Below are 20120 nucleotides of genomic sequence, written 5' to 3' on the forward strand. Positions count from 1 at the left end.
GTGGCGTTTTCTATTATGCGGCCTTCTCGGCCTCGTCTTCTTGTGGCTTCGTCCGTTTCGCGTAATACATGAACGGTGTGGCCATCCAGGCGATCACGAACTTCGCGACGTATGTCGTGACGAAGATGTTCCACCAGATGTCCCATTCCATACCCCAAAAGGCAATCGTACAGAACGTGAGCGTATCGATGAACTGGGAGACGACGGTCGAACCGGTCGTCCGGAGCCATAGTTTCTTCTCACCGGTCTTCGCCCGAATCTTCGAGTAGATGAAGACGTCGAACAGCTGCGAGACGAGGTACGCGGCGAGGCTACCGAGCGTGATGAGCGGGAGCATCGAGAACAACGCCTCGAAACTCTCATGCATGAAGAGCGCTTCTTCGAACGGCTCGTATAGCAAGGCGAACTGCATGAGCACCGTCGAGACGATCAAGATGAAGAAACCGAGCCAGACGCCTTTACGCGCCGTATGACGACCGTATTTCTCGTTCAAGATATCTGTCGCTAAATAAAGGGAACCGTAGACGATATTCCCGAGTGTGAAGATGAAACCGCCGATTACAATCTGCTGCGTCACTTGGATGTTGGCGACGACCGAGGCCATCGCGATCCAGGCGAACAGCCCGACACGTCCGAACAGCTTATAGCTGAGGACGAGCAGGCCGAGCGTGAGCAAGGCAGAAGGAATCCATAACCATTCATTAAGCATTGGGATGTTGCTCCTTCCGAATCAATAGGTACTTTCAACTTTTCAAGTTTATAGAGGAACGGAAACCGTGTCAAGACAGTTTCCATGACTGAATGGAAAAGCTCTCACCCGAGTTTTGGATGAGAGCGATTCATCTGATTGGGATGTGGTCATACACCACTCAGATTGATAGCGATACCCTTCATAATTGATGACAGGTAATTCAGTTGAGTACGGGCATCTTCCCAATATGCCCAATCGTCAGCCTCTAAAAATTGCGTCAACCCCTCACTGACGGTTGTGAGTTCATTTAATGCGCTGGTCAGCCCTTCACGGTCGATGCCTGACGCATCAGATGCGACAAGATAATCGAGCGCAGGGAGAATCTCATTAATATCAGAACGGATGGATTCGAGTTCTTCCCGGTGACTGTCGATTTGCATAGAAATTTCATCGAGCGGGCGATCTTCACAGGACGTCCCACAGGAGAAAACTATTTGATCGGATTCACGCAAGGCTTCGAGCGTGTCACTGCTTAGAGACTCGAGATACCCTAAAAAGATGGTGACTTCCTCTTCGGTCGGGACAGGCTCGGAAAAAGGCTGTTTTTTAGATACATCGATGACGACATTTTTAGTTTTTGGGGGTGAGTCAGCTGTGGGCTCTGTCGTCTGTTCCGAACAGGCGGCAAGTAAGGCGACGGCAGCAAGCGAGATGAGCATTCGTTTCATAATTAATCTCCTTTATGTATATTGATTTACTCATTGTACCATTTATTGGTATGTCTAAAAGAATATAGATAAAAAAAGCACTTTCTCAAAGGATTGAGAAAGTGCTTTGATCGGTCCGTGTCACGGAATCCGTTTGATGCCTCCGACGAGAATCGAACTCGTGCTGCAGCATTACCATTGCTGAGGTCTGCCACTAACCTACAGAGGCGTTACACGTATTATGTTACACAGTTCGTTCAGCAATTTCAAGCTTTTTTAGAATAATAAGACCCCGCGTCCATTTCGGCGCGGGGCAGGGTCGTTATTGTTTGCGAATCCAAACGGCACCGGCCGAGTTGTCTTTCGCTTCGCCGACGACGTCGACGACGAGACCGTACTTAGGCAATTTCTTACCTGCGTCTGGGATGAGCGAGTTGATATACGTGTTGGCGTCATAGAATTGCTTCACGCCAGGTTGTGCTTTGTAGTCGTAGATGCCACGGCTCGGTGAGTTGATATACCATGGGATCGTCTTGTCGAGGCTGAACGCCGCGTCCGCGATTTGGTAACGCGTGCTGCCTGCGACCGTGTCTTTGCCGTTCAACTTCCCGATCAATGCTTCTGGATGCGAATCGACGACACCGATGAAGCCTTCGCCAGGATGGATGCCGACCCAGTTGTCTGAGAACGAATCGTCTCCGTACCAGACGACGAGACCTGTGTTGTATTTGACGCCACGGCCGTTCAAGAGACCCGTATCAGCGCCGGCGTGGTTACGCCACTCCAAGTAGTAGTAGTGCGGCTTCTCATCCCAACCGTCCGACTTGACGAAACCGTTCAACTTGACCGCTTCCGCGCCTTCTGCATCGTCAGCGAACAATGTCGCGCCGCCCGATGTGATCGAGACGTTGTCGAGTGCGAAGCCTTCAAGCGCAAGGCCGCCGTCTGTCACGTATTCGAAGACGATCGAGACGTCTTGTCCGGCGAATTGTGACAAGTCGTACGACTTACGAACCCATTCACCGTTCGTCGATTCTGCGTCGTTACCCGTATTGTCGTCACCGTATACGTCGAGGACGACTTCTTTACCGCCGCTAAGCGCTTTGACATAGAGATAGTCATAGTCGTATTCAATCTCAAAGCGTGTATCGAAGGCAAGCTGCCCGTCAGCTCCGAGTTTCACGCTCGGGATCGCCAACTCCGTATGCAAGTTGTCGCCTTTCGTCGAGTAGTAGTAATACTTGCCGAACTTCGGCTCGATGCCTTTAACCTTTTTATCTGGCAAGTTGATTTTCACGATGCCAGGGTTGTTCGATTTCGTCACCGATTGGTCGATTTGGGAGACGAAACCTTGTGCGTTAATATCATCGAGTTCGACTTCCGTGATGTTTGCCCAGTTGCCGCCCATCAACTTTTGGAAGTACTCTTTGTTTTGTGGAGAGAAGCTTGTCGGTTCAGTACCGGCAATCTTCCCGGCCCAGCTACCGCCACTCATGATTGACCATGATTGGACCGGTTCGCCTTGACCTGTATATTGCGTGTCATACTCATCTGGCAGACCGAGGTCGTGACCGTATTCGTGCGCGAAGACGCCGACTGCGCCGTCTTCCGGTTGAATCGTGTAGTCGAACGCAGCCACTTGACCGCCCCAGTATGGGACTGCTGCTTCTGTACCGGCGATGCGATATGGGCTGTTGCCGACGACCCAACGGTGTGACCAGACTGCGTCGTCTCCGAGCAAGCCGCCACCCGCTTCTTGGCCGGTACCTGCGTGAATGATCATCAAGTGATCGACCAAGCCGTCTGGCTCGTTGAAGTTGCCGTCACCGTCAAGGTCATATAAGTCGTATTCGTCATACTCGGCCAAGTTCATGCCGCTCTTCACAGCCGCGTCTAATGCGTCTTTGACGAGTTGACGCGGTCCTGGTCCTGCATTGTCGTGACCGCCAGTCGGACGGTCGGCACCGTAGTCTTTCGCCGTGCCCGGGACGGTCAACCATTCTGAGACCGTTCCATCGACAGTGTAGCTGCCGCCCGATTGCTCTTCATAGTACTGTTTGAACGTTTGGACTTTATCGCCGTTGAACAGCTCGAACGACTCGTCACCGAACATATACTGCTCATAATGTTCTTTACTGAAGTTGTCGCTGTACAGATAACCTTCTTCTTGGACGACGTTGTTATGTTTGAAGTCGCTATACTCGACGAGTAAGACGAGTACTTTGTCTTCACGAACGGCGCCGTTATAGCCGGCCTGTTTCGCCGGGTCGACTTTCACTTGACCGTCCGGTTTGCCTTTCCGATAGTTCGCTTGACCCTTTTTCGCCTTGTCGAGGAGACGGTTCGACTCTTTTTCGAACTGGTTATGTATCTTCTCCTTGGCAGCGGCCGCCTTGTCATGCAAATCATGCTTATGCGGGTCTTGCGCCGCACCTTGTTTCTTGGCGATGTACGCCTCGACCGCTTTCGTCCGTTCTGAAGCCGACAAGCCTTTCTTGATGACGCCACGATTCTCGAGCGCTTTGGCGAGACGTTCCTCATCGATGATGTGATGATCGAACGGGGCGTGTTCGCTAGCCGGCGGCAAGGCCGGCGCGACGTCGGTTGGTCCTGCAGCGACCGGGATGGCGCTGACCGTCATCGCTGACGTCAGGACGGCCGCAAGTGTCGTGCGGCGGATGGAACGATTTTTCATCTGTACTGACCTCCTGTGAAAATAATGGGAAATTGTGTGAGCTTAGGGTAAACACTAGACCTGTGTCTGATTAATGTCAATATTCAGAAAATAGAGAACGAAAAAAAGAGACTTTCGTCCCATTTGGGCAATAAGCCCTAAAGGATGTCCGTCTCCATGTCGATATATCCGTAATGCAGTTTTGACGACTTACGGATAAACCTCGTGAAACCGTACTCGTCGAACCATTCGCTCTCGAAGTGTGCCTTGAGGACGATGCGCTTCTTGGCGACACGCCGCGCTTCTCGGAGTAGTTCGTCTGAAAGCGGGGCGGTGTTCGCGAGTGAACGTAACGGGTTCAAATGAACCGATTCTGAAATCGTTTTCTCGAACATCGGATCGAAGTAGACGATGTCGAACGAGTCGTCGATACGTGTCTTCAAATAGGCAAGGGCGTCTGCGTGGACGACTTCAATTCGTCGCATCGCTTGATTGATGGCCTCTTCTTTCTCGACCCACACGCTAAGTCCTTCCTTGACGAGCATCGCCGTCATGAACTCGCTCTCGATTCCGGTGATGCGACCATCTGCTCCGATGGCATGGCTCATGACAATCGAGTCCGAACCGAGGCCGAGCGTACAGTCGAGGACACGGTCGCCGGGCTCGAGCATGGCCGTGTCGACGAGCGGGTCGTGTCCATCACGCATCAATTGTTTGATGCGAAAAACTGAGCTGGAAGGATGAAAAAAGAACGGTTCGGTCGTCCCGAGCGACGTGTATTCGACGCGCCGTTTATCAAAGACGAGGACGCCTTCCTCATAGTGATTCATCAACGCCTCGATCGATTGTTTTTTCCGCTCCACGAAACGCACACCGTATTGCGATGCGTGGCGTTTGGCCTGTTCACGGACCGAATCTGTCGGTCGCAGGCAGGTCGTGACAATATACATAAAAACGCTCCTTCATGAAAAAGAGACGCAGGTCGCGTCTCACTTTTTCTTGCTTAATAAATCAGACAACTCGTCAATGAGTGCTTTGTGTGTGGCCAATTCTTTTTTCTTTTCATCGTTCGGATTGATTGGACGTTTCGAGCGGCTTTGGAGCGCTTCGAGCGTCTCGTCGATTGACGATTTGAGCGTGTCGCGGTCTTCCGGCTTAAGTGACACTTCCTGCGGGTTTTCACCACTCGCATCGAGTTCGCGCAATCGTGCCATCAATTGTTTCGCCTCGCGGTTCAAATCCGACAACAATCTGTCAATTTGTTCCAATCTTAATTTGATTCCATCTCGTTCTGTAAACATACGTTTCACCTCTTTTAGGGGGTAACCACAAGGGTCTCTTCTTGTTTACTTTACCATATTTTTCGTAAGACGAAACTACCGGGAATATATTCCATTTATTTTGTGGGGAGGAAACAATGTTTCTCTATACCCACTCAAACTTCAGCTGATATACTAACTAGGCTAAAAGGGAGGTGGCCGGATGGGCACAACGAATCATCCACCAAAAGCGCTCAAAGGCGCGATTTTATCGATTACGACGTATTTGGTCTTATCTATATTAAAGGTCGTCTTCGGAATCATTTATAACTCAGAGGCCGTCCTCGCTGACGGATTCAACAACACGACGGACATTATCGCCTCGATCGCCGTCTATATCGGGATTCGGATTGCCGCGTTGCCGCGCGACGCCGAACATAAATATGGGCATGCGAAGATGGAGACGCTCGCCGCGCTCGTCGCGTCACTCATCATGGTCGCTGTCGGGGTGTTCGTCCTATTGAACAGTATCGCGAACTTACTTCGGGGCGAATATGTCGAGCCGAACCCGCTCGCTGCGGTCGTCGCCTTCCTAAGCGCGCTCGTCATGTTCGGCGTGTATGCATACAATACGAACTTGGCCAAAAAAACGCGCTCGCTCGCCTTGAAGGCCGCCGCGAAAGACAATCTCGCCGATGCGATGATTTCGATTGGGGCCACGTTCGGTGTCTTATTCGCTTATTTCAAACTGCCATGGATGGACACGGTGCTCGCCGTCTTAATTGCCGGGATGATTATCCGGACGGCCATTCAAATCTTCTTAGATGCGACCCATCAACTTTCGGACGGGTTCCCCCCGGACCTCGTAGACGAGTACGAGGAGACGATCGGCGAGTTCGAGTCGGTGAAAGAAGTGCGTGAAATCAAAGGTCGCCATCTCGGGAACCACGTCATGCTCGATGTGACGATCGCGGTCGATGGGGAGCTGACGGTCGACGAGGCGCATGACCTTTGCGATGAGATTGAGCGGAAACTCGATGAGCGCCATGCCGTCGATTCGGTTCATATCCACATCGAACCCGCTTGACGTTTCGGTTATCTTTTGCGCTTCATGACGCCGTTCGTATATAATGAGTGTGGAAAGATTACGGAATAACTGTTAAGGAGGGCACGGGATGGACATCGTGCGTCAACCTATTCGTCAAATTGATGAGATTGAATATGAACATTTTCAGAAATATGGGCAGAGCTCATACGGCATTTCAGCCGAGGAGTTGAAAGGGATCTTCGAGGAGATGGGCACTGAGCACGTCTATTCGGCTGATGAACACAGCTATGGAGAAGACTTTTATTTTGACCTTCACGTCGACGGGAACATCGTCGGGAAAGTGCTTTTGCTTAAACTCGCTCGCGTCTATCAGCTCGATTTGATGGTGTTTGACCCATATAAAGATAACGGCTATGCGACGGAAGGGTTACGTCTCGCGCTCGAACAGTCAGAGTTGAAAGAAGGCCATACCGTCCGCGCTGGTATTCCGCCGACGAGCCCGCATCAAGAGGCGATGCGCCGCGTGCTCGAGAAGAACGGGTTCGAGAAACGGAACGGACTCTATTATTTGAACTTTAAGAAACGATATGTAGTAAACCATTAAACTGACGGCGTTCGACGCGTCAGTTTTTTCGTATGGGGGGTTTTGAAGATGAGACAAGTGACAATCAACGACATCGCCAAACTTGCCGGCGTCGCCAAGAGTACCGTCTCCCGTTATTTGAACGGGGGTTCGGTCGGGCAGGTGACCCGAGAGAAGATTGAGCGCGTCATTCAAGAGACGAACTATGAACCGAACCAGTTCGCGCAAAGTTTAAAGTCGAAACAGACGAAGATGATCGGTGTCATCGTGCCGCGCCTCGACTCGTATGCCGCTTCAAGGACGATGATGGGTATCGATGAGCGGTTGACCGAGCGCGGCTACCAGATGCTCGTCGTGAACACGGCCCAACAGACCGAGCGTGAGATTGAGCAGCTATACAACTTGGCGAAGCAGAAAGTCGCTGGCATCATCTGGCTCGGGACGACGGTGACCGCGCGTCATCTAAGCGCCATCGAGGCCATTCAAATTCCGGTGCTCTTAATCGGTCAAGAACATGCTTCCGTGCATAGCCTCGTCTATCCCGACTTCGATGCGGCGTACGCGCTCGGAAAGCAGTTCATGGATTGGGGGCATCGTAAAGTCATCTATGTAGGTGTCGAGGCGTACGATATCGCCGTCGGCCAAACGAGACGTGACGGTTTCTTAAAGGCGTTCAACGAGGCGGGTGCGGATGTGAAGACGTATACGACGACGTTCAAAATCGACGACGCGATTCCAATCGGGGCACAGATCGGACGTGAACAGGCGGCGTCGCTCGTCGTCTGTGCGACCGATAATATCGCCCTCGGTGTATTGAAAGGGCTCGCCAATAGCGGTAAGGCCGTCCCGAATGACGTCTCGGTGAGCGGATTTGGGGGCTATGATTTCACCGAAGTGTTGCATCCGTCCCTGACGACGGTACACCTTCCATATCGCAGGACGGGAGCGAAAGCGGCTGACATGATTCTCCATTTGTTAACAGGCGATGTCATCGCAATGAAAACGTTCACAAATTTCGAGATAAAACTGCGCGAAAGCGTTGACATTTTAAATTAAATCGATTACATTTGTGTTGCGGAACCGGTTCCGCAACATTTTTTATCTTCCTTTGGAACCGGTTCGATAAATGAACGATGACAGAAGGATTATGGAGGTGGACGGATGAGTACCGTACATTGCATTGGTGAACTATTGATTGACTGGGTGTGCGAGGACGCGTCGAGCGACCTCGTCAACGGCACGACTTTCGTCAAAAAAGCGGGCGGTGCGCCGGCGAACGTGGCGGCCGTCGTCAGTAAGCACGGGGGCGCATCGAGCTTCCTCGGACAAGTCGGGGCGGACCCGTTCGGACAGTTCTTGAAAGAGACGCTCCAAACGAACGGTGTCGGCACGGACAATTTGGTCGAAGCAGGCGACACGACGTTCGCGTTCGTCTCGATTCAAGCGGACGGGGAGCGTGACTTCACGTTCCGACGCGGCAGTGACGGCGATTATGCGTTCGACGCGATCGACTTATCTCAGTTCAAGTCAGGGGATATCGTCCATTTCGGTTCGGCGACGGCACTCCTTGACGGTGAATTGAAGAACGCCTACTTCAAGTTGCTGCAATTCGCGAAACGCGATGGGCTGTTCGTTTCGTTCGACCCGAACTATCGCGACGCACTCGTGACGGACCTCGAGGCGTTCAAACAAGACTCGCTCCACTTCATCGCCGAGGCCGACTTCGTCAAATTGAGCGAAGAAGAAGCGCACTTGTTGACCGGAGCCGAGACGCTCGACGAGGCGGTCGACGCACTGCTCAAACTCGGCGCAAGCCGTGTCGCCATCACGCTCGGTTCACGCGGCACGTTGATTGCGACGAGTCAGTCACGTGACATCATCCCGTCGGTGAAAATTGAAAGCGTTGACTCGACGGGGGCCGGTGACGCATTCGTCGGCGCGTACTTGTATCGTCTCGCCACGCTCGGCGTCGATGATATGCGTTTACAGAAGGATATCGAATATGCGAACGTGACCGGCGCCTTGACATGCACCGCTTACGGCGCGATTCCAGCCATACCATCACCACAACGTGTTCAACAACTGTTAGGAGGGAAACCTGAATGAACTACAGACAAGAAGCAGAAGCGATTTTAGAGGCGCTCGGCGGCAAAGACAACGTCGCCGCGGCGGCCCACTGTGCCACCCGGCTCCGCCTCGTCTTGAACGATGAGTCGAAAGTTGATGAGAAGAAACTTGACGCGTTAGACGTCGTCAAAGGGACGTTCTCGACTGGCGGACAGTATCAAATCATCATCGGGACAGGAACGGTCAATAAAATCTACGCCGAGTTTACCCAATTGACAGGACTCGGCGACATGTCGACGAGCGACGTCAAGTCGGCGAGCGCGAAGAAAGGCAACCCGCTCCAACAGTTCGTGAAGATGCTATCTGATATTTTCGTACCGATCATCCCGGCCATCGTCGCCGGTGGTCTCTTGATGGGGATCAATAACTTGCTCACAGCACCGGACTTGTTCTTCGACGGCAGCTCGCTCATCGACCAGTACCCTGGCATCGCCGACCTCGCCGCAATGATCAATACGTTCGCCAACGCCGCCTTCGTCTTCCTGCCCGTCCTAATCGGATTCTCCGCGGCCAAGCGGTTCGGGGGCAACCCGTATCTCGGTGCCGCGCTCGGGATGATCATGGTTCACCCGGATCTCGTCAACGCCTACGCGCAAGCGACAGTCGGCGATATCCCGGTCTGGAACATCCTTGGATTTGAAATCGAGAAGCTCGGTTACCAAGGTCAAGTGTTACCGGTACTCGTATCGGCTTATATCTTATCGAAGCTTGAAATCAACATTCGTAAATTTATGCCGGCCTCACTCGACATCCTGCTCACACCGCTTCTCTCGCTCCTCTTTACAGCGTTCATCACGTTCGCCTTTGTCGGACCAATCACGCGTGAAGCAGGGAACTTGATTATCGATGGTCTCGTTTGGACGTACGACTCACTCGGCTTCTTCGGCGGTCTCGTCATGGGTCTCTTGTACGCACCGATCGTCATCACAGGGATGCATCACAGCTTCATCGCCATCGAGACGCAACTTCTCGCCGATATCGCACGGACGGGCGGGTCGTTCATCTTCCCGATCGCCGCGATGTCAAACGTCGCCCAAGGCGCGGCTACACTCGCTGTCTTCTTCTTGACACGTGAGAAGAAAATGAAAGGTGTCGCTTCGGCGTCAGGTATCTCGGCACTTCTAGGGATCACCGAACCAGCCATGTTCGGGGTCAACTTGAAACTCCGCTACCCGTTCATCGCCGCCATCATCGGTTCAGGAATCGCCTCGGCGTTCATCGTCGGTCGTGAAGTCCTCGCTGTCGCACTCGGTGCGGCTGGTCTTCCGGGGATCATCTCGATCGCACCGGCATCAATCGTATCGTATATCATCGGCATGGCGATCTCGTTCGCTGTCGCCTTCAGCTTGACGTTCGTCCTCGCGAAGCGCCAGGCGAAAAAAGACGCGGTCAAACAAGCCGCATAAAACAAAGGAGTGATTTGAATGACTTGGACGAAGGCGGAACGTTATCGTTCGCTGCGTGACGTGAGTGCCCTCGACATGGAGACACTCCGCACGAAAACGGCGGCCTCGCCTTGGCGGTTCGGCTATCATATCCAACCGCCGACAGGCCTCCTCAATGACCCGAACGGTTTTACGTACTTTAACGGGGAATATCACATGTTCTATCAGTGGTTCCCGCTCGGACCGGTACACGGTCTGAAACATTGGTATCACGTCACATCGACGGACCTCGTCACGTGGACCGATCGCGGGGTGGCGTTAGTCCCGGAGACGACCGAAGACTCGCATGGCGCCTATTCTGGCAGCGGCTTTGTCGCTGACGGTGAACTCCACGTCATGTATACGGGTAACCACCGGACGGACGACTGGACGCGTCACGCCTCGCAACTGATCGGCGTGTTACGCGACGGGAAAATCGAACGACGGAACGTCGCCATCCCGGACGTCCCGGCTGGCTACACGGAGCATTTCCGTGACCCGAAAGTATGGCTTGAGAACGGGTCCTACTATGCGATCGTCGGCGCCCAGCGTGAGAACGAGACCGGATGTGTCGTCTTGTACCGTTCGAGCGACTTGAACGACTGGACGTTCCTCGGAGAAGTGAAGACGGGTCTCGACCCGTTCGGTTATATGTGGGAATGTCCGGACGTGTTCGAACTGAACGGTCAGCACGTCCTCGTCTTCTCACCACAAGGCATCGAGCCAGACGGTCATCGCTATCACAACATTTATCAATCGGGGTTCGTCATCGGCAAGCTAGACCTCGAGACGTTGACGTTTGAGCACGGTGCGTTCGAAGAACTCGATTTCGGGTTCGACTTCTATGCTCCGCAGACGACCGAACATGAAGGACGTCGCTTACTAGTCGGTTGGATGGGCTTGCCGGAGATCGACTATCCGACGGACCGGTTCGGTTGGGCACACGCCTTGACGCTACCGCGCGAACTATCGATTGAGGACGGTATGCTCAAGCAACGTCCCGTGCAAGCGATGACAAAGTTACGCCAAGCCGAATTCGTCAACGTCTCCGGGACTGCGGTGGGTGCTTCGACACCAAACCGTTACGAACTCGAACTGACGACGGACGGATCGGACTTCACGCTCGAACTGCTTCAAGTCGGAGATGAGTCGCTCGTCATCCGGTACGACGCGTCGACTCGTGAGTTGACGATTGACCGGACGAACGCCGGTGAGCCGTTCGCGACCGAATTTGGCACGACGCGTACGAACGTGATGGACGTCACGTCCCTCCATCTCTTCGTCGATTCGTCGAGCGTCGAATGTTTCGTCAATGACGGTGAAGCTGTCGCCACGCTCCGCGTGTTCCCGAGCGAGCTCGACAAACAGTTGCGCTATGAAGGGGCGACTGCGAGCTTGATTGGTTGGACGTACGAATAATTAAGCTGAGCTTCGGCTCGGCTTTTTTGTTGTTCCGAAATGTAACGATTTCACGTTTTGCTTATGCTACTGTAAAAATAGGTAATCAATTGCATAAATAATGGAGAGTGATGCTCTGATGTGGATTATATTTGGTTTACTGGCAATTGGCGCGACGTTATTCAACTTGTACACGTTCAGCGTGGGGAAAGACTACAGGCTACCGATGGCGGTCGCATTGTCTTTGACTGCATTGACGGTATGCGCAGACTACAGCCATTTGGCGGTTTGGGTCGAAGCAGAGGACTGGGCGGCGTTGGCAGACGTCATTCCAGGCATGGGGCGAGCGTGGTGGGTTCTGACAAGCATCTCAATCGGACTGAACGTGCTACCAATCTTTTTAGAAAGGGCTAAGGAGAAGCAGAAGTCAAAAGCTTAAAGTGATATTAATGAAACGTTCTGTACACGTTTTGCGTATGTAAAATGATCAGACAGATAGGAGGTCGAATATGATGGGTAGACTGTTGAATTTCATTAATGAAGTGAGAAAAATTACGCTACCGTATGGGTATGGCAGAGAAAGATTCAAGGCAGTTGAAGCTGAAGAGATGAATCATGTGAAAGTCGCTGAATCGGTGGAAGGGACCCGATTCAACGACCAGTTCCTCGTCGAATACAATCGACTGCAGGACATCAAGGTGTTCGCGGATATGCTTCGCAACGCGGACGAGTTGATGGACACGACAGTTCAGCGTGAACCGGATTTCGATCTCGAGATTCACTATAAAGCCGATGCTGTGGAACGCTATCAACTTTGGCTCGGGCGTAACGGGACACCGAGTGTCCTTTCGAACGTCAGCGAGTCACACCGCCTCTATAAAGTGGAGGCCGACATCACGGGCCGCTTAATTGTGACGCTACAGGTGGACGCCTAACCTAGCATGGTCCTTGAAACTAGTTTTACGTATTGAAAGTCGACAACTTTAAGGAGGTGAAGTCAGATGAAACGTAAGGGGAAATGGATAACGGGGATTGCCGCTTTGACCGTCGGCTTACTCGGAGGATGTGACACGAATGAGCTCATCGCAGAAGATGTCACAGAAGTGAGAATTGCCGAGTCGGTCGACTTCGGGCGGTTCCACGAACACGATGTCATCACGTATAACGAGCTCGCAGACGTCAAAGTGTTCGCGGACATGATTCGCAATGCGGAACAACAACCTGGCATCGTGAATATGGCAACGCCTGAATATGATGTGGAAGTCCGTTATCAAGACGAGACGGTGGACCGCTATTACGTCTGGCTCGGCGAGTTAGGCATGCCGACGAGCATTATGGATGTGAACGATACGCATACGGTGTATCTCGTTCCGGCAGACGTGACGGACGAGCTGATTCGACTGCTGGAGCATGAGTGAACAGGGGATGGATGGTGAAGCTTTCAATGAAACGAATCGTAGCGCCCGTATTGGTAGTGTTCATGTTGACGGGTTGTGGCTCGAACGATTTTCGGACGGACGGAATTAAAGCGGTGACCGTCTCGGAATCGGATGGGTTTTATCGTTTCCAAACGGGTGACTTCATCACGTTTGACGAACCGAAAGCGATTCAAGTATTCGAAGATATGCTTCGTGAGGCAGAGAGAATTCCGGGGATCGCCAACGTGGTCGGACCGGAATACGATCTCGAAGTCCGCTTCGAAAATGAAGAGACTGACCGCTATTACCTCTGGCTTAATGAATCGGACGGTGAGAGCAGCCTTTACGACGCGGACGATACAGACACGGCTCACCTCATTCCGGCAGACGTGACCAATCGACTGATCGAATTACTCGAAGCAGACTAAAAAAGACACCTAGATTGGTGCCTTACGAGTTTAAGCGGATAAAGCGCTCGATTTGCTGCTCGCTCTTTCGCGCCTGGCGACCAATCCAAATGAGATGGCCCGGACTGTTCAAAATCGTGAGCTGTGCGTGCGGGATAAGTCGCTTCGCGTGATGGGCATGGCGCACAGGCACGGCCTTATCATTCTTTGAATGGACGATATATGTCGGACATGTCACGCCGAGTAGCGCCTCGTCCGGGACACGTTGACGTAGGTCGAACTGGGCCCCGAGCCCGAACGCCATCTGACTGGCGACACGTTTCAATAGGAAGATGTCGTACGGTGTCACTTCATCGCGAATCGCATCTAACGCGAGCAGGCTCGTCGACTGAATCATGCGGGCCGTCGCCTCGAACGGCTGTTTTTGAATCGCGCGGAAGACGAACTGTTTCATCGTGAACTGGGCGGCGATGAAGAGCGGCTGGGCGAGATTTCGACTGATGTAGCGACGATAAGGGAAGTCGACCTCACTTGTCACGGCGGCAGCGAGCGTCAGACTGAGGGCCCGGTCGTTTCGTGAGGCAAGCTCGATCGAAGTCGGACCACCAGCGGAGATGCCGTACACGTGATAGGACTCGATGTTCATGACGTGCATGAGTTGGCGCAAGTTCTCGGCGAACGCTTGCGGAGTCGCCGAAAATGAGTACGGAGTCTCACCGTAACCGGGTCGGGATGGGACAATGACCCGGAAACCAGACAAGACGAGCCGGTCTACATGGTACGGTTCGAGACTCGATGATTGGGTACCATGAATCAAGACGACGACAGGACCGTGACCACGGTCGATGTATTCGATTTTCGTGCCGTTGACGTGAGCGTAGTGTTTCACAGCGACGATTGCCTCCTTAAACGAAATGTAATGGAAAATAACTTTATTTCATGGAAATAACATGATAATGTCTCTTTATACATATTATATATACAGAAGTGAAAGGGGAACATACCGTGAACAACCGAGAGCGGTTACTTGAAGTAAGACGGTTCTTCGAACGCCATACGGACGACAATCATCCGAAGACGTTAGAGGACCTGCTTGCTTACTTATCTACAATTGGTGATACTTCTAAGTTAGCAAAAAAATCCGTGAAAGACGACATCCAAGCATTGACCGATTCGGGGTTCGAGGTGCAGGATGAGCTCGAGAAGAACGGTCTTGCCAAAAAATATTGGCATTCGGCCCGCCTCTTCGAGAGTCATGAACTGCGGATGATGGTCGATGCGATCGTCGCCGCGAAGTTCATCTCGGAAGACGTGACCGAGCAGATTGTCGACAAGCTCCGCAATTTGACGAGCATCCCGGAAGCTGAGACGCTCCAATCCATCATCAAGACGCCGAAGAAGAAAGTGAACTATATTCCATACCATATCGACCGGATTCAACGGGCGATTCAAGAACAAAAAGCCATCTCGTTCCAATATACGGACGTCGTCGGATTCGACGTCGCCAAGCGGACGTTCCCGCTCCGACGTGACGGCGAACGCTACGTCGTCAACCCGATCGACTTGCATTGGAATCACGAGCAGTATTACTTGATCGGCATCGACGAATCGATTGGGGAGATTCGCAACTACCGGGTTGACCGTATCGTCAACTCGGAGATCGTCGAGGACGACTCGCCGCGTCAAAAGCATCACTTGCCGGATGACTATTTCCAAAAGTCGTTCAATATGTACAACGGGCTTGACGAAGAAGTCGTCCTGGCCGTTGACGAACGGGTGCTCCCGGTCATCTTCGACAAATTAGGTGAAGACGTATCGATCACGGAGACGAATGGTCGTTTCCACATCCGTTTCGATGCGGCCGTCTCCGACGGATTCGTCTTCTGGCTCTTGTCACTCGGCAATCAAGTCGAGGTGATTGAACCGTTGACGCTCCGGGACCATATGCGTCAGACGATCGAATCGATGGCAGGCCGATACTCGAAGGCGAGCATTCATTGAAACGCTTGATTTGAAGTTATGATATACTGCTTGCGACACTTGTAGAAAGGGGACAGGCGGATGTTGAACTGGATGCCATTAATCATTCCGATTGTCGCTGTCATTTTTGTCGCTGTCGTCGCGAGGCGCGCTATGAAAATGGACCAAGAGAAATAAATTGAGGACATCCTTCTCGCTTTGAGGAGGGTGTCTTTTCAAAGAGAAAGGAGGAATACAATGGATACGATCACACATACGCTGTTCGGGCTCACGTTATATGGGGCGGCAGATAAACGCGAGCTCCAGAAAAACGAGAAACGCGCGTTGCTCGTGACGACGCTCGTCGGGAGTCAAATCCCGGATGCGGACGTCATCTCTCGGCTTTGGGACACCGAAGGGATGTATCAGATGTGGCATCGCGGCATCACGCACTCGATTTTCCTCGTCCCGCTATTCGCGCTACTCATCTACTGGCTCGTCCGCGTTCTCTTTAAAGTAACCGACATGCGTTATTTTTACTGGGCGATGCTGTCCGTGTTCATTCATAACACGGCCGACGTGTTCAACGCCTGGGGGACAGGTTACTTCGAACCGTTCTCGGACGCGCGGCTCACGTTCGGCGTCATTCCAATCGTCGATTTCGTCTATTGGGGTATCTTCCTTGTCGCATGGCTAGTGGCGCGCCGCCAGAACGTTAGGCACACGGTATATCGCTATGCCTGGGCCGCCATCTTTGTCCACGTCTTGATTCAAAGCGCACAAGGCGCCTATTTGTATCAGTCGTACGCTACCGAGCATGACGAGGTCGCGTTGTCGGCGTCGTTCATCCCGACGCAGTTCACGGTCGTCACGAAGACCGATGACACGGTCTCGATTTTCAGCGATTCCGTCTATCAATCATCTGTACTTCAATATGAATTGACGAGTGCGGACGATGCCGATTTGACACCGCTCTTTGATGAGAATAAAGAGGCGCTCACGCTGAAGCAATGGTCACCGTTCGTTGTCGTTGTCGACGAAGACGAGCGACTCGGACTATTCGACCCGCGTTTCTTTGACGGCGAGTCGTCCTTCCTCTACGAATACATTGAATTGTAGGTGATTCTGTGCGACGTTTCCGGTATTTATTCATCTTCGGCTACGAACAGGCACTCAGTTGTCTCTTCGCGGTCGCGATCTTCGGTGCACTCGCGTTAACGAAGTGGATCGATTTCCCGATTCCGCGTTACGATGTCCTCCTCATCTGGTGTCTGTTCGTCCAAGTCGTGCTCGTCAAGACCGGGCTCGAGACGGTGGAAGAACTGAAAGTGATCAGTTGGTTCCACGTCATCGGGCTCGGCCTCGAGCTGTTTAAAGTCCAGATGGGGTCGTGGAGCTATCCGGACGAGGCGGTGACGAAATGGTTCGGCGTCCCGCTCTATGCCGGCTTCATGTATGCGAGCGTCGGCAGCTACGTCGTCCAGTCATGGCGCCGCCTCGATTTGGAATTTCTAAAGATGCCACCACCGCTCATCGGGTTCGGCCTCGGAATCGCCATCTACTTCAACTTCTTTTGGCACCACATTTGGCTCGATTTGCGTTGGGTGTTGATCGGCCTCGTCTTTCTCGTCTTTGGCCGGGCCATCGTCACGTATCGGCTCGACGACCGCCGATTCACGATGCCCGTCGTCGTCGCTTTCTTTTTAATCGCCTGCTTTATCTGGTTTGCGGAAAATATCGTCACTTTCTATAACGGTTGGGCGTATCCGAACCAGTTGAGCGGCTGGGCGCTCGTCGACCTCGGCAAACTGTCGTCGTGGTTCTTGCTCGTCATCATTAGCATCTTGCTCGTGGCGTGGCAGAAGGGACGGATGAAGGCACATACATAAAACCACTCGTTCTAACGTTTGAACGAGTGGTTTTGTATGAAGTTTGAAACGATTGTCGAGACGGGCTCGTTGCTGCTCGTATGGTGAGTAGCGATGATGACGATCCCGGATATTTCGTACGGTCCGGGTATAGAGTATGTATGTACGGGAACGCTGACACGCGAAATAAAAAAACTTGTCGACTATGAGATTCGTTCTCTTGATGGGGATGTCCTCTTTTCAACATACTGAAGTATTCCTGTATCCGGGAATGCTTTTTTATTGGTCAAGAAGACGGATCTTCATCGATTGGTTATAGGGTATCATAATTTAAAAGGTTTAATATTTAGAATATTGTTTTTATTCACATAACTAATGTGCTAAACTAACAAAAACTACATATGGATAATATTAACTTTAGTAGAATGAGTATGTTTTGAAAGGGAGTCGACACGATGAATTGGATCGCCCGAAAATCATCCCAAATTCTCATCACGTGTATCGTTTTGGTTGGGATTAGTGCCTTGCCGTCTTTAGTTGGACAACTCGAGTTTGTGCCCTCGAACTACTGGGGTGGTCTGCAACAACAATTTAGTCAGTTAACGAAACTGGATGAGATCACCTATTTCAACGTCACGGCGCAACGAGAGTTACCGTTATTACCAGCGATTGGACCGCTCATGAAGGAGACCGTCATCATCTTCATGACGTCGTTGGTCGTCGCGGTTGGATTTGCTCTCGTGTATGCGTACTTCTTTTATCGGAGCGGGAGACGCGTGCGCACCGTCCTAAGACAGACAAGTGAGACGCTCGAGATGGTACCGGATTTGTTTTGGCTCATCTTCACTCAATTCCTCGCTATCACTCTCTACAAGAAGACCGGGTTCGATCGCATCGAGGTCGCGGGCGGATTTGCAGAATACATACGCTTTTTACCAATCGTGACGTTAACGCTCACCATCTTGTTTTTCTTCCTCAAATGGTTGACGAAACACATATTGCAAGAAGAAACGACGCCGTTTCTCGAACTGGCACGAGCGAAGGGTGTCAAGCCGGTCTCGATGTTTTGGAAACACTTGCTCCCGAACTTGGTGTATCGGTTCTACCTCTTTTTCCGCTCGAATTTGATTACGGTATTGTCGAGTCTGTTGATTATCGAGTATTTGTTCAACGTGCAAGGCATCTTCCGGTTCATCGTCTATAATCCTTCCATGCCGATACTACTCGTCATCTTGTTCGTCATCTACATCCCAATCTTTCTCGTGGATGTATTGGCGGAATGGCTCATCCCAGACGCTTGGAAAGGAGGGGTATGATGCGCCGCGTACTCATCCGTGACCCGATTTTCTTGATCGTCTTCACGATTTTAATGGGTCTACTTTTACTCAGTATCGGGAATACGATCTTTCGTGACGGACAGGTCGACCAGTTCCTGAACCGCTACTCGGAGGAAGGAAGATTGATTGGCATCCCGCCGCTCGAACCGTCGAAAGACCAATGGCTCGGGACGGACCGGGCCGGGAACGACTTGTTCCAGATGATGATTGAAGGGTTCAAGTGGACGGTCGGCATTTGCGCGATTGTTGCGCTCGGACGGATGGCGATTGGTTTGCTCGTCGGAATCCCGCTCGCATTTCGGGGGGCGCGGTTGAATCGTATCTTCAAGATGGTGTTGGACGGCTTTTTGATTTTACCGATTTCGTTACTGGCGATGATGATGTTGTTTTCCTCGTTGATGTTCGCCGACTCGACGATGGTGCCACCGCTCATCGATCGCGTATCGCTTCAGCTGACGGTCTTCATCTTGCTCGGGTTACCTGCCGTGACGCTCTATTTGATCACAGAGGTCAGGCAACTGCTGAAACAAGAGTTTATGGTCGTCGCCGAGACGTTAGGTGGCAGTGTGTGGCATCGGACGAGGCGACATTTATGGCCGCACCTCATGCCGACGCTGGTGATCGTCTTCATGCAACAGTTCGTCCAGACGTTGATGTTGTTGATTCATCTCTCTTTGTTCGGCGTCTTCTTCGGAGGAACTGTCTTCTTGTTTGAAGGGGTCATGCCGACGCTATTTGAGTGGTCGTCGATGTTCGGCTATTATTTCAAGCAGTTCACGGCGACGACTTGGATGACGAGTCACATGTTCCTCGTCCCGGCCATCGGACTGTCCTTGCTCGTCTTCCTTAGCAACTTGTTGACGAGCCGGCTCGAGCGGGCGTTCCAATCACGGCGCCAAGAAGCAATCGTCACCGATGAGACGGTCTCGCAAGCCGAGGCGGCAGCGGCGTCACTCGACGAACCGTTTATGCTCGTTCATACGGATGAGGCGCTTCGACTCCATCGTAAAAAAGATATGAGCGGATGATATGGTGAAAAAGTGAAGCCGCTGAATCCGTCTAAACGAGGCATTCCTGAGTATAGGAGTGCCTCTTCTTATTGTCTTGAGTCAATTTAAAAAATATAGATATCAGAATAATCAAACAAAAGGATGGTCATTTGGATAAATCTTGCTATACTTAAATCAACTAATAATTACCAAATGACACGTTGGAGGTAA

General features: G+C 52.0%; 20 protein-coding genes and 1 tRNA gene. 14 read left to right on the forward strand and 7 right to left on the reverse strand.

Going from position 1 to position 20120, the window contains the following annotated elements; translation table 11 throughout:
• Positions 1–13: 13 nt before the first annotated feature.
• The 6 genes from RT52_RS04625 to RT52_RS04650 form a co-directional block, all read right to left on the reverse strand.
• On the reverse strand, positions 14–709 hold the full coding sequence (locus RT52_RS04625) for a queuosine precursor transporter (RefSeq protein WP_034815353.1): 696 nt from the start codon (positions 707–709) through the stop codon (positions 14–16).
• 149 nt (positions 710–858) lie between these two features.
• Complete coding sequence (locus tag RT52_RS04630; RefSeq protein WP_034815356.1) at positions 859–1419, reverse strand: hypothetical protein; 561 nt, start codon at positions 1417–1419, stop codon at positions 859–861.
• A 137-nt stretch (positions 1420–1556) separates the two neighbouring features.
• Positions 1557–1627: transfer RNA gene (locus tag RT52_RS04635), tRNA-Thr, on the reverse strand.
• A gap of 93 nt (positions 1628–1720) precedes the next feature.
• Positions 1721–4093, reverse strand: a complete 2373-nt coding sequence (locus tag RT52_RS04640; RefSeq protein ID WP_034815358.1) for an immune inhibitor A domain-containing protein — start codon at positions 4091–4093, stop codon at positions 1721–1723.
• Positions 4094–4230: 137 nt separating this feature from the next.
• Positions 4231–5022: a class I SAM-dependent methyltransferase gene (locus RT52_RS04645; protein WP_034815360.1), complete on the reverse strand. Its 792-nt coding sequence runs from the start codon at positions 5020–5022 to the stop codon at positions 4231–4233.
• A 39-nt stretch (positions 5023–5061) separates the two neighbouring features.
• Entirely contained in the window at positions 5062–5373 is a 312-nt protein-coding gene (locus RT52_RS04650) for a hypothetical protein (protein WP_034807168.1), read from the reverse strand.
• A gap of 181 nt (positions 5374–5554) precedes the next feature.
• Here RT52_RS04650 and RT52_RS04655 point away from each other — a divergent pair, with 181 nt between their 5' ends.
• From RT52_RS04655 to RT52_RS04700, 9 genes are all read left to right on the forward strand, one after another.
• Positions 5555–6418 (forward strand): cation diffusion facilitator family transporter, encoded by an 864-nt coding sequence (locus tag RT52_RS04655; RefSeq protein WP_034815362.1) that lies wholly within the window; start codon positions 5555–5557, stop codon positions 6416–6418.
• 88 nt (positions 6419–6506) lie between these two features.
• Positions 6507–6983, forward strand: a complete 477-nt coding sequence (locus RT52_RS04660) for a GNAT family N-acetyltransferase (protein WP_034815364.1) — start codon at positions 6507–6509, stop codon at positions 6981–6983.
• Between the two features lie 48 nt (positions 6984–7031).
• A complete protein-coding gene (locus RT52_RS04665; protein WP_034815366.1) occupies positions 7032–8018 on the forward strand; it encodes a LacI family DNA-binding transcriptional regulator in 987 nt (328 codons plus the stop codon).
• A 105-nt stretch (positions 8019–8123) separates the two neighbouring features.
• The gene (locus RT52_RS04670) at positions 8124–9068 is read left to right on the forward strand and encodes a carbohydrate kinase family protein (protein ID WP_034815367.1); all 945 of its coding nucleotides are present in this window, start codon (positions 8124–8126) and stop codon (positions 9066–9068) included.
• The gene (locus RT52_RS04675) at positions 9065–10495 is read left to right on the forward strand and encodes a sucrose-specific PTS transporter subunit IIBC (protein ID WP_034807158.1); all 1431 of its coding nucleotides are present in this window, start codon (positions 9065–9067) and stop codon (positions 10493–10495) included. Before RT52_RS04670 ends, RT52_RS04675 begins: the two co-directional genes overlap by 4 nt.
• An 18-nt stretch (positions 10496–10513) precedes the next feature.
• Positions 10514–11932, forward strand: a complete 1419-nt coding sequence (locus tag RT52_RS04680; protein WP_034815369.1) for a sucrose-6-phosphate hydrolase — start codon at positions 10514–10516, stop codon at positions 11930–11932.
• A gap of 587 nt (positions 11933–12519) precedes the next feature.
• Complete coding sequence (locus tag RT52_RS04690; protein ID WP_245175462.1) at positions 12520–12846, forward strand: YhfM domain-containing protein; 327 nt, start codon at positions 12520–12522, stop codon at positions 12844–12846.
• 66 nt (positions 12847–12912) lie between these two features.
• Positions 12913–13329 carry a YhfM domain-containing protein gene (locus tag RT52_RS04695; RefSeq protein ID WP_034815375.1) on the forward strand — a complete coding sequence of 139 codons (417 nt, stop codon included), beginning with the start codon at positions 12913–12915 and terminating at the stop codon, positions 13327–13329.
• Between the two features lie 26 nt (positions 13330–13355).
• Entirely contained in the window at positions 13356–13757 is a 402-nt protein-coding gene (locus tag RT52_RS04700) for a YhfM domain-containing protein (RefSeq protein WP_156028771.1), read from the forward strand.
• 22 nt (positions 13758–13779) lie between these two features.
• On the opposite strand, the gene RT52_RS04705 is transcribed toward RT52_RS04700, so the two are convergent.
• Positions 13780–14625: an alpha/beta fold hydrolase gene (locus RT52_RS04705; RefSeq protein WP_034815379.1), complete on the reverse strand. Its 846-nt coding sequence runs from the start codon at positions 14623–14625 to the stop codon at positions 13780–13782.
• Between the two features lie 116 nt (positions 14626–14741).
• Between RT52_RS04705 and RT52_RS04710 the strand changes: the two genes are divergently transcribed.
• The 5 genes from RT52_RS04710 (at position 14742) to RT52_RS04730 (ending at position 19928) form a co-directional block, all read left to right on the forward strand.
• Positions 14742–15737, forward strand: a complete 996-nt coding sequence (locus RT52_RS04710; RefSeq protein ID WP_034807146.1) for a helix-turn-helix transcriptional regulator — start codon at positions 14742–14744, stop codon at positions 15735–15737.
• 216 nt (positions 15738–15953) lie between these two features.
• The gene (locus tag RT52_RS04715; RefSeq protein WP_034815381.1) at positions 15954–16814 is read left to right on the forward strand and encodes a metal-dependent hydrolase; all 861 of its coding nucleotides are present in this window, start codon (positions 15954–15956) and stop codon (positions 16812–16814) included.
• Positions 16815–16822: 8 nt separating this feature from the next.
• On the forward strand, positions 16823–17584 hold the full coding sequence (locus RT52_RS04720; RefSeq protein WP_051690262.1) for a DUF817 domain-containing protein: 762 nt from the start codon (positions 16823–16825) through the stop codon (positions 17582–17584).
• Between the two features lie 434 nt (positions 17585–18018).
• Positions 18019–18879, forward strand: coding sequence for an ABC transporter permease subunit (locus RT52_RS04725; RefSeq protein ID WP_034815384.1), 861 nt, complete (start codon positions 18019–18021; stop codon positions 18877–18879).
• Positions 18879–19928, forward strand: coding sequence for an ABC transporter permease (locus RT52_RS04730; protein WP_034815386.1), 1050 nt, complete (start codon positions 18879–18881; stop codon positions 19926–19928). The genes RT52_RS04725 and RT52_RS04730 overlap by 1 nt, the downstream gene beginning before the upstream one ends.
• The last annotated feature ends 192 nt before the right edge of the window (positions 19929–20120 follow it).

This window comes from Exiguobacterium alkaliphilum 12/1, assembly GCF_000714435.1.
GTDB classification, from domain to species: Bacteria; Bacillota; Bacilli; order Exiguobacteriales; family Exiguobacteriaceae; genus Exiguobacterium; species Exiguobacterium alkaliphilum.

Coding starts and splice junctions, on each gene's coding strand:
- RT52_RS04680 (WP_034815369.1), top strand. CDS start 10,514: ATGACTTGGACGAAGGCGGAACGTTATCGTTCGCTGCGTGACGTGAGT.
- RT52_RS04655 (WP_034815362.1), top strand. CDS start 5,555: ATGGGCACAACGAATCATCCACCAAAAGCGCTCAAAGGCGCGATTTTA.
- RT52_RS04645 (WP_034815360.1), bottom strand. CDS start 5,022: ATGTATATTGTCACGACCTGCCTGCGACCGACAGATTCGGTCCGTGAA.
- RT52_RS04640 (WP_034815358.1), bottom strand. CDS start 4,093: ATGAAAAATCGTTCCATCCGCCGCACGACACTTGCGGCCGTCCTGACG.
- RT52_RS04675 (WP_034807158.1), top strand. CDS start 9,065: ATGAACTACAGACAAGAAGCAGAAGCGATTTTAGAGGCGCTCGGCGGC.
- RT52_RS04715 (WP_034815381.1), top strand. CDS start 15,954: ATGGATACGATCACACATACGCTGTTCGGGCTCACGTTATATGGGGCG.
- RT52_RS04665 (WP_034815366.1), top strand. CDS start 7,032: ATGAGACAAGTGACAATCAACGACATCGCCAAACTTGCCGGCGTCGCC.
- RT52_RS04630 (WP_034815356.1), bottom strand. CDS start 1,419: ATGAAACGAATGCTCATCTCGCTTGCTGCCGTCGCCTTACTTGCCGCC.
- RT52_RS04700 (WP_156028771.1), top strand. CDS start 13,356: ATGAAACGAATCGTAGCGCCCGTATTGGTAGTGTTCATGTTGACGGGT.
- RT52_RS04660 (WP_034815364.1), top strand. CDS start 6,507: ATGGACATCGTGCGTCAACCTATTCGTCAAATTGATGAGATTGAATAT.
- RT52_RS04670 (WP_034815367.1), top strand. CDS start 8,124: ATGAGTACCGTACATTGCATTGGTGAACTATTGATTGACTGGGTGTGC.
- RT52_RS04695 (WP_034815375.1), top strand. CDS start 12,913: ATGAAACGTAAGGGGAAATGGATAACGGGGATTGCCGCTTTGACCGTC.
- RT52_RS04730 (WP_034815386.1), top strand. CDS start 18,879: ATGCGCCGCGTACTCATCCGTGACCCGATTTTCTTGATCGTCTTCACG.
- RT52_RS04690 (WP_245175462.1), top strand. CDS start 12,520: ATGAATCATGTGAAAGTCGCTGAATCGGTGGAAGGGACCCGATTCAAC.
- RT52_RS04650 (WP_034807168.1), bottom strand. CDS start 5,373: ATGTTTACAGAACGAGATGGAATCAAATTAAGATTGGAACAAATTGAC.
- RT52_RS04625 (WP_034815353.1), bottom strand. CDS start 709: ATGCTTAATGAATGGTTATGGATTCCTTCTGCCTTGCTCACGCTCGGC.
- RT52_RS04725 (WP_034815384.1), top strand. CDS start 18,019: ATGAATTGGATCGCCCGAAAATCATCCCAAATTCTCATCACGTGTATC.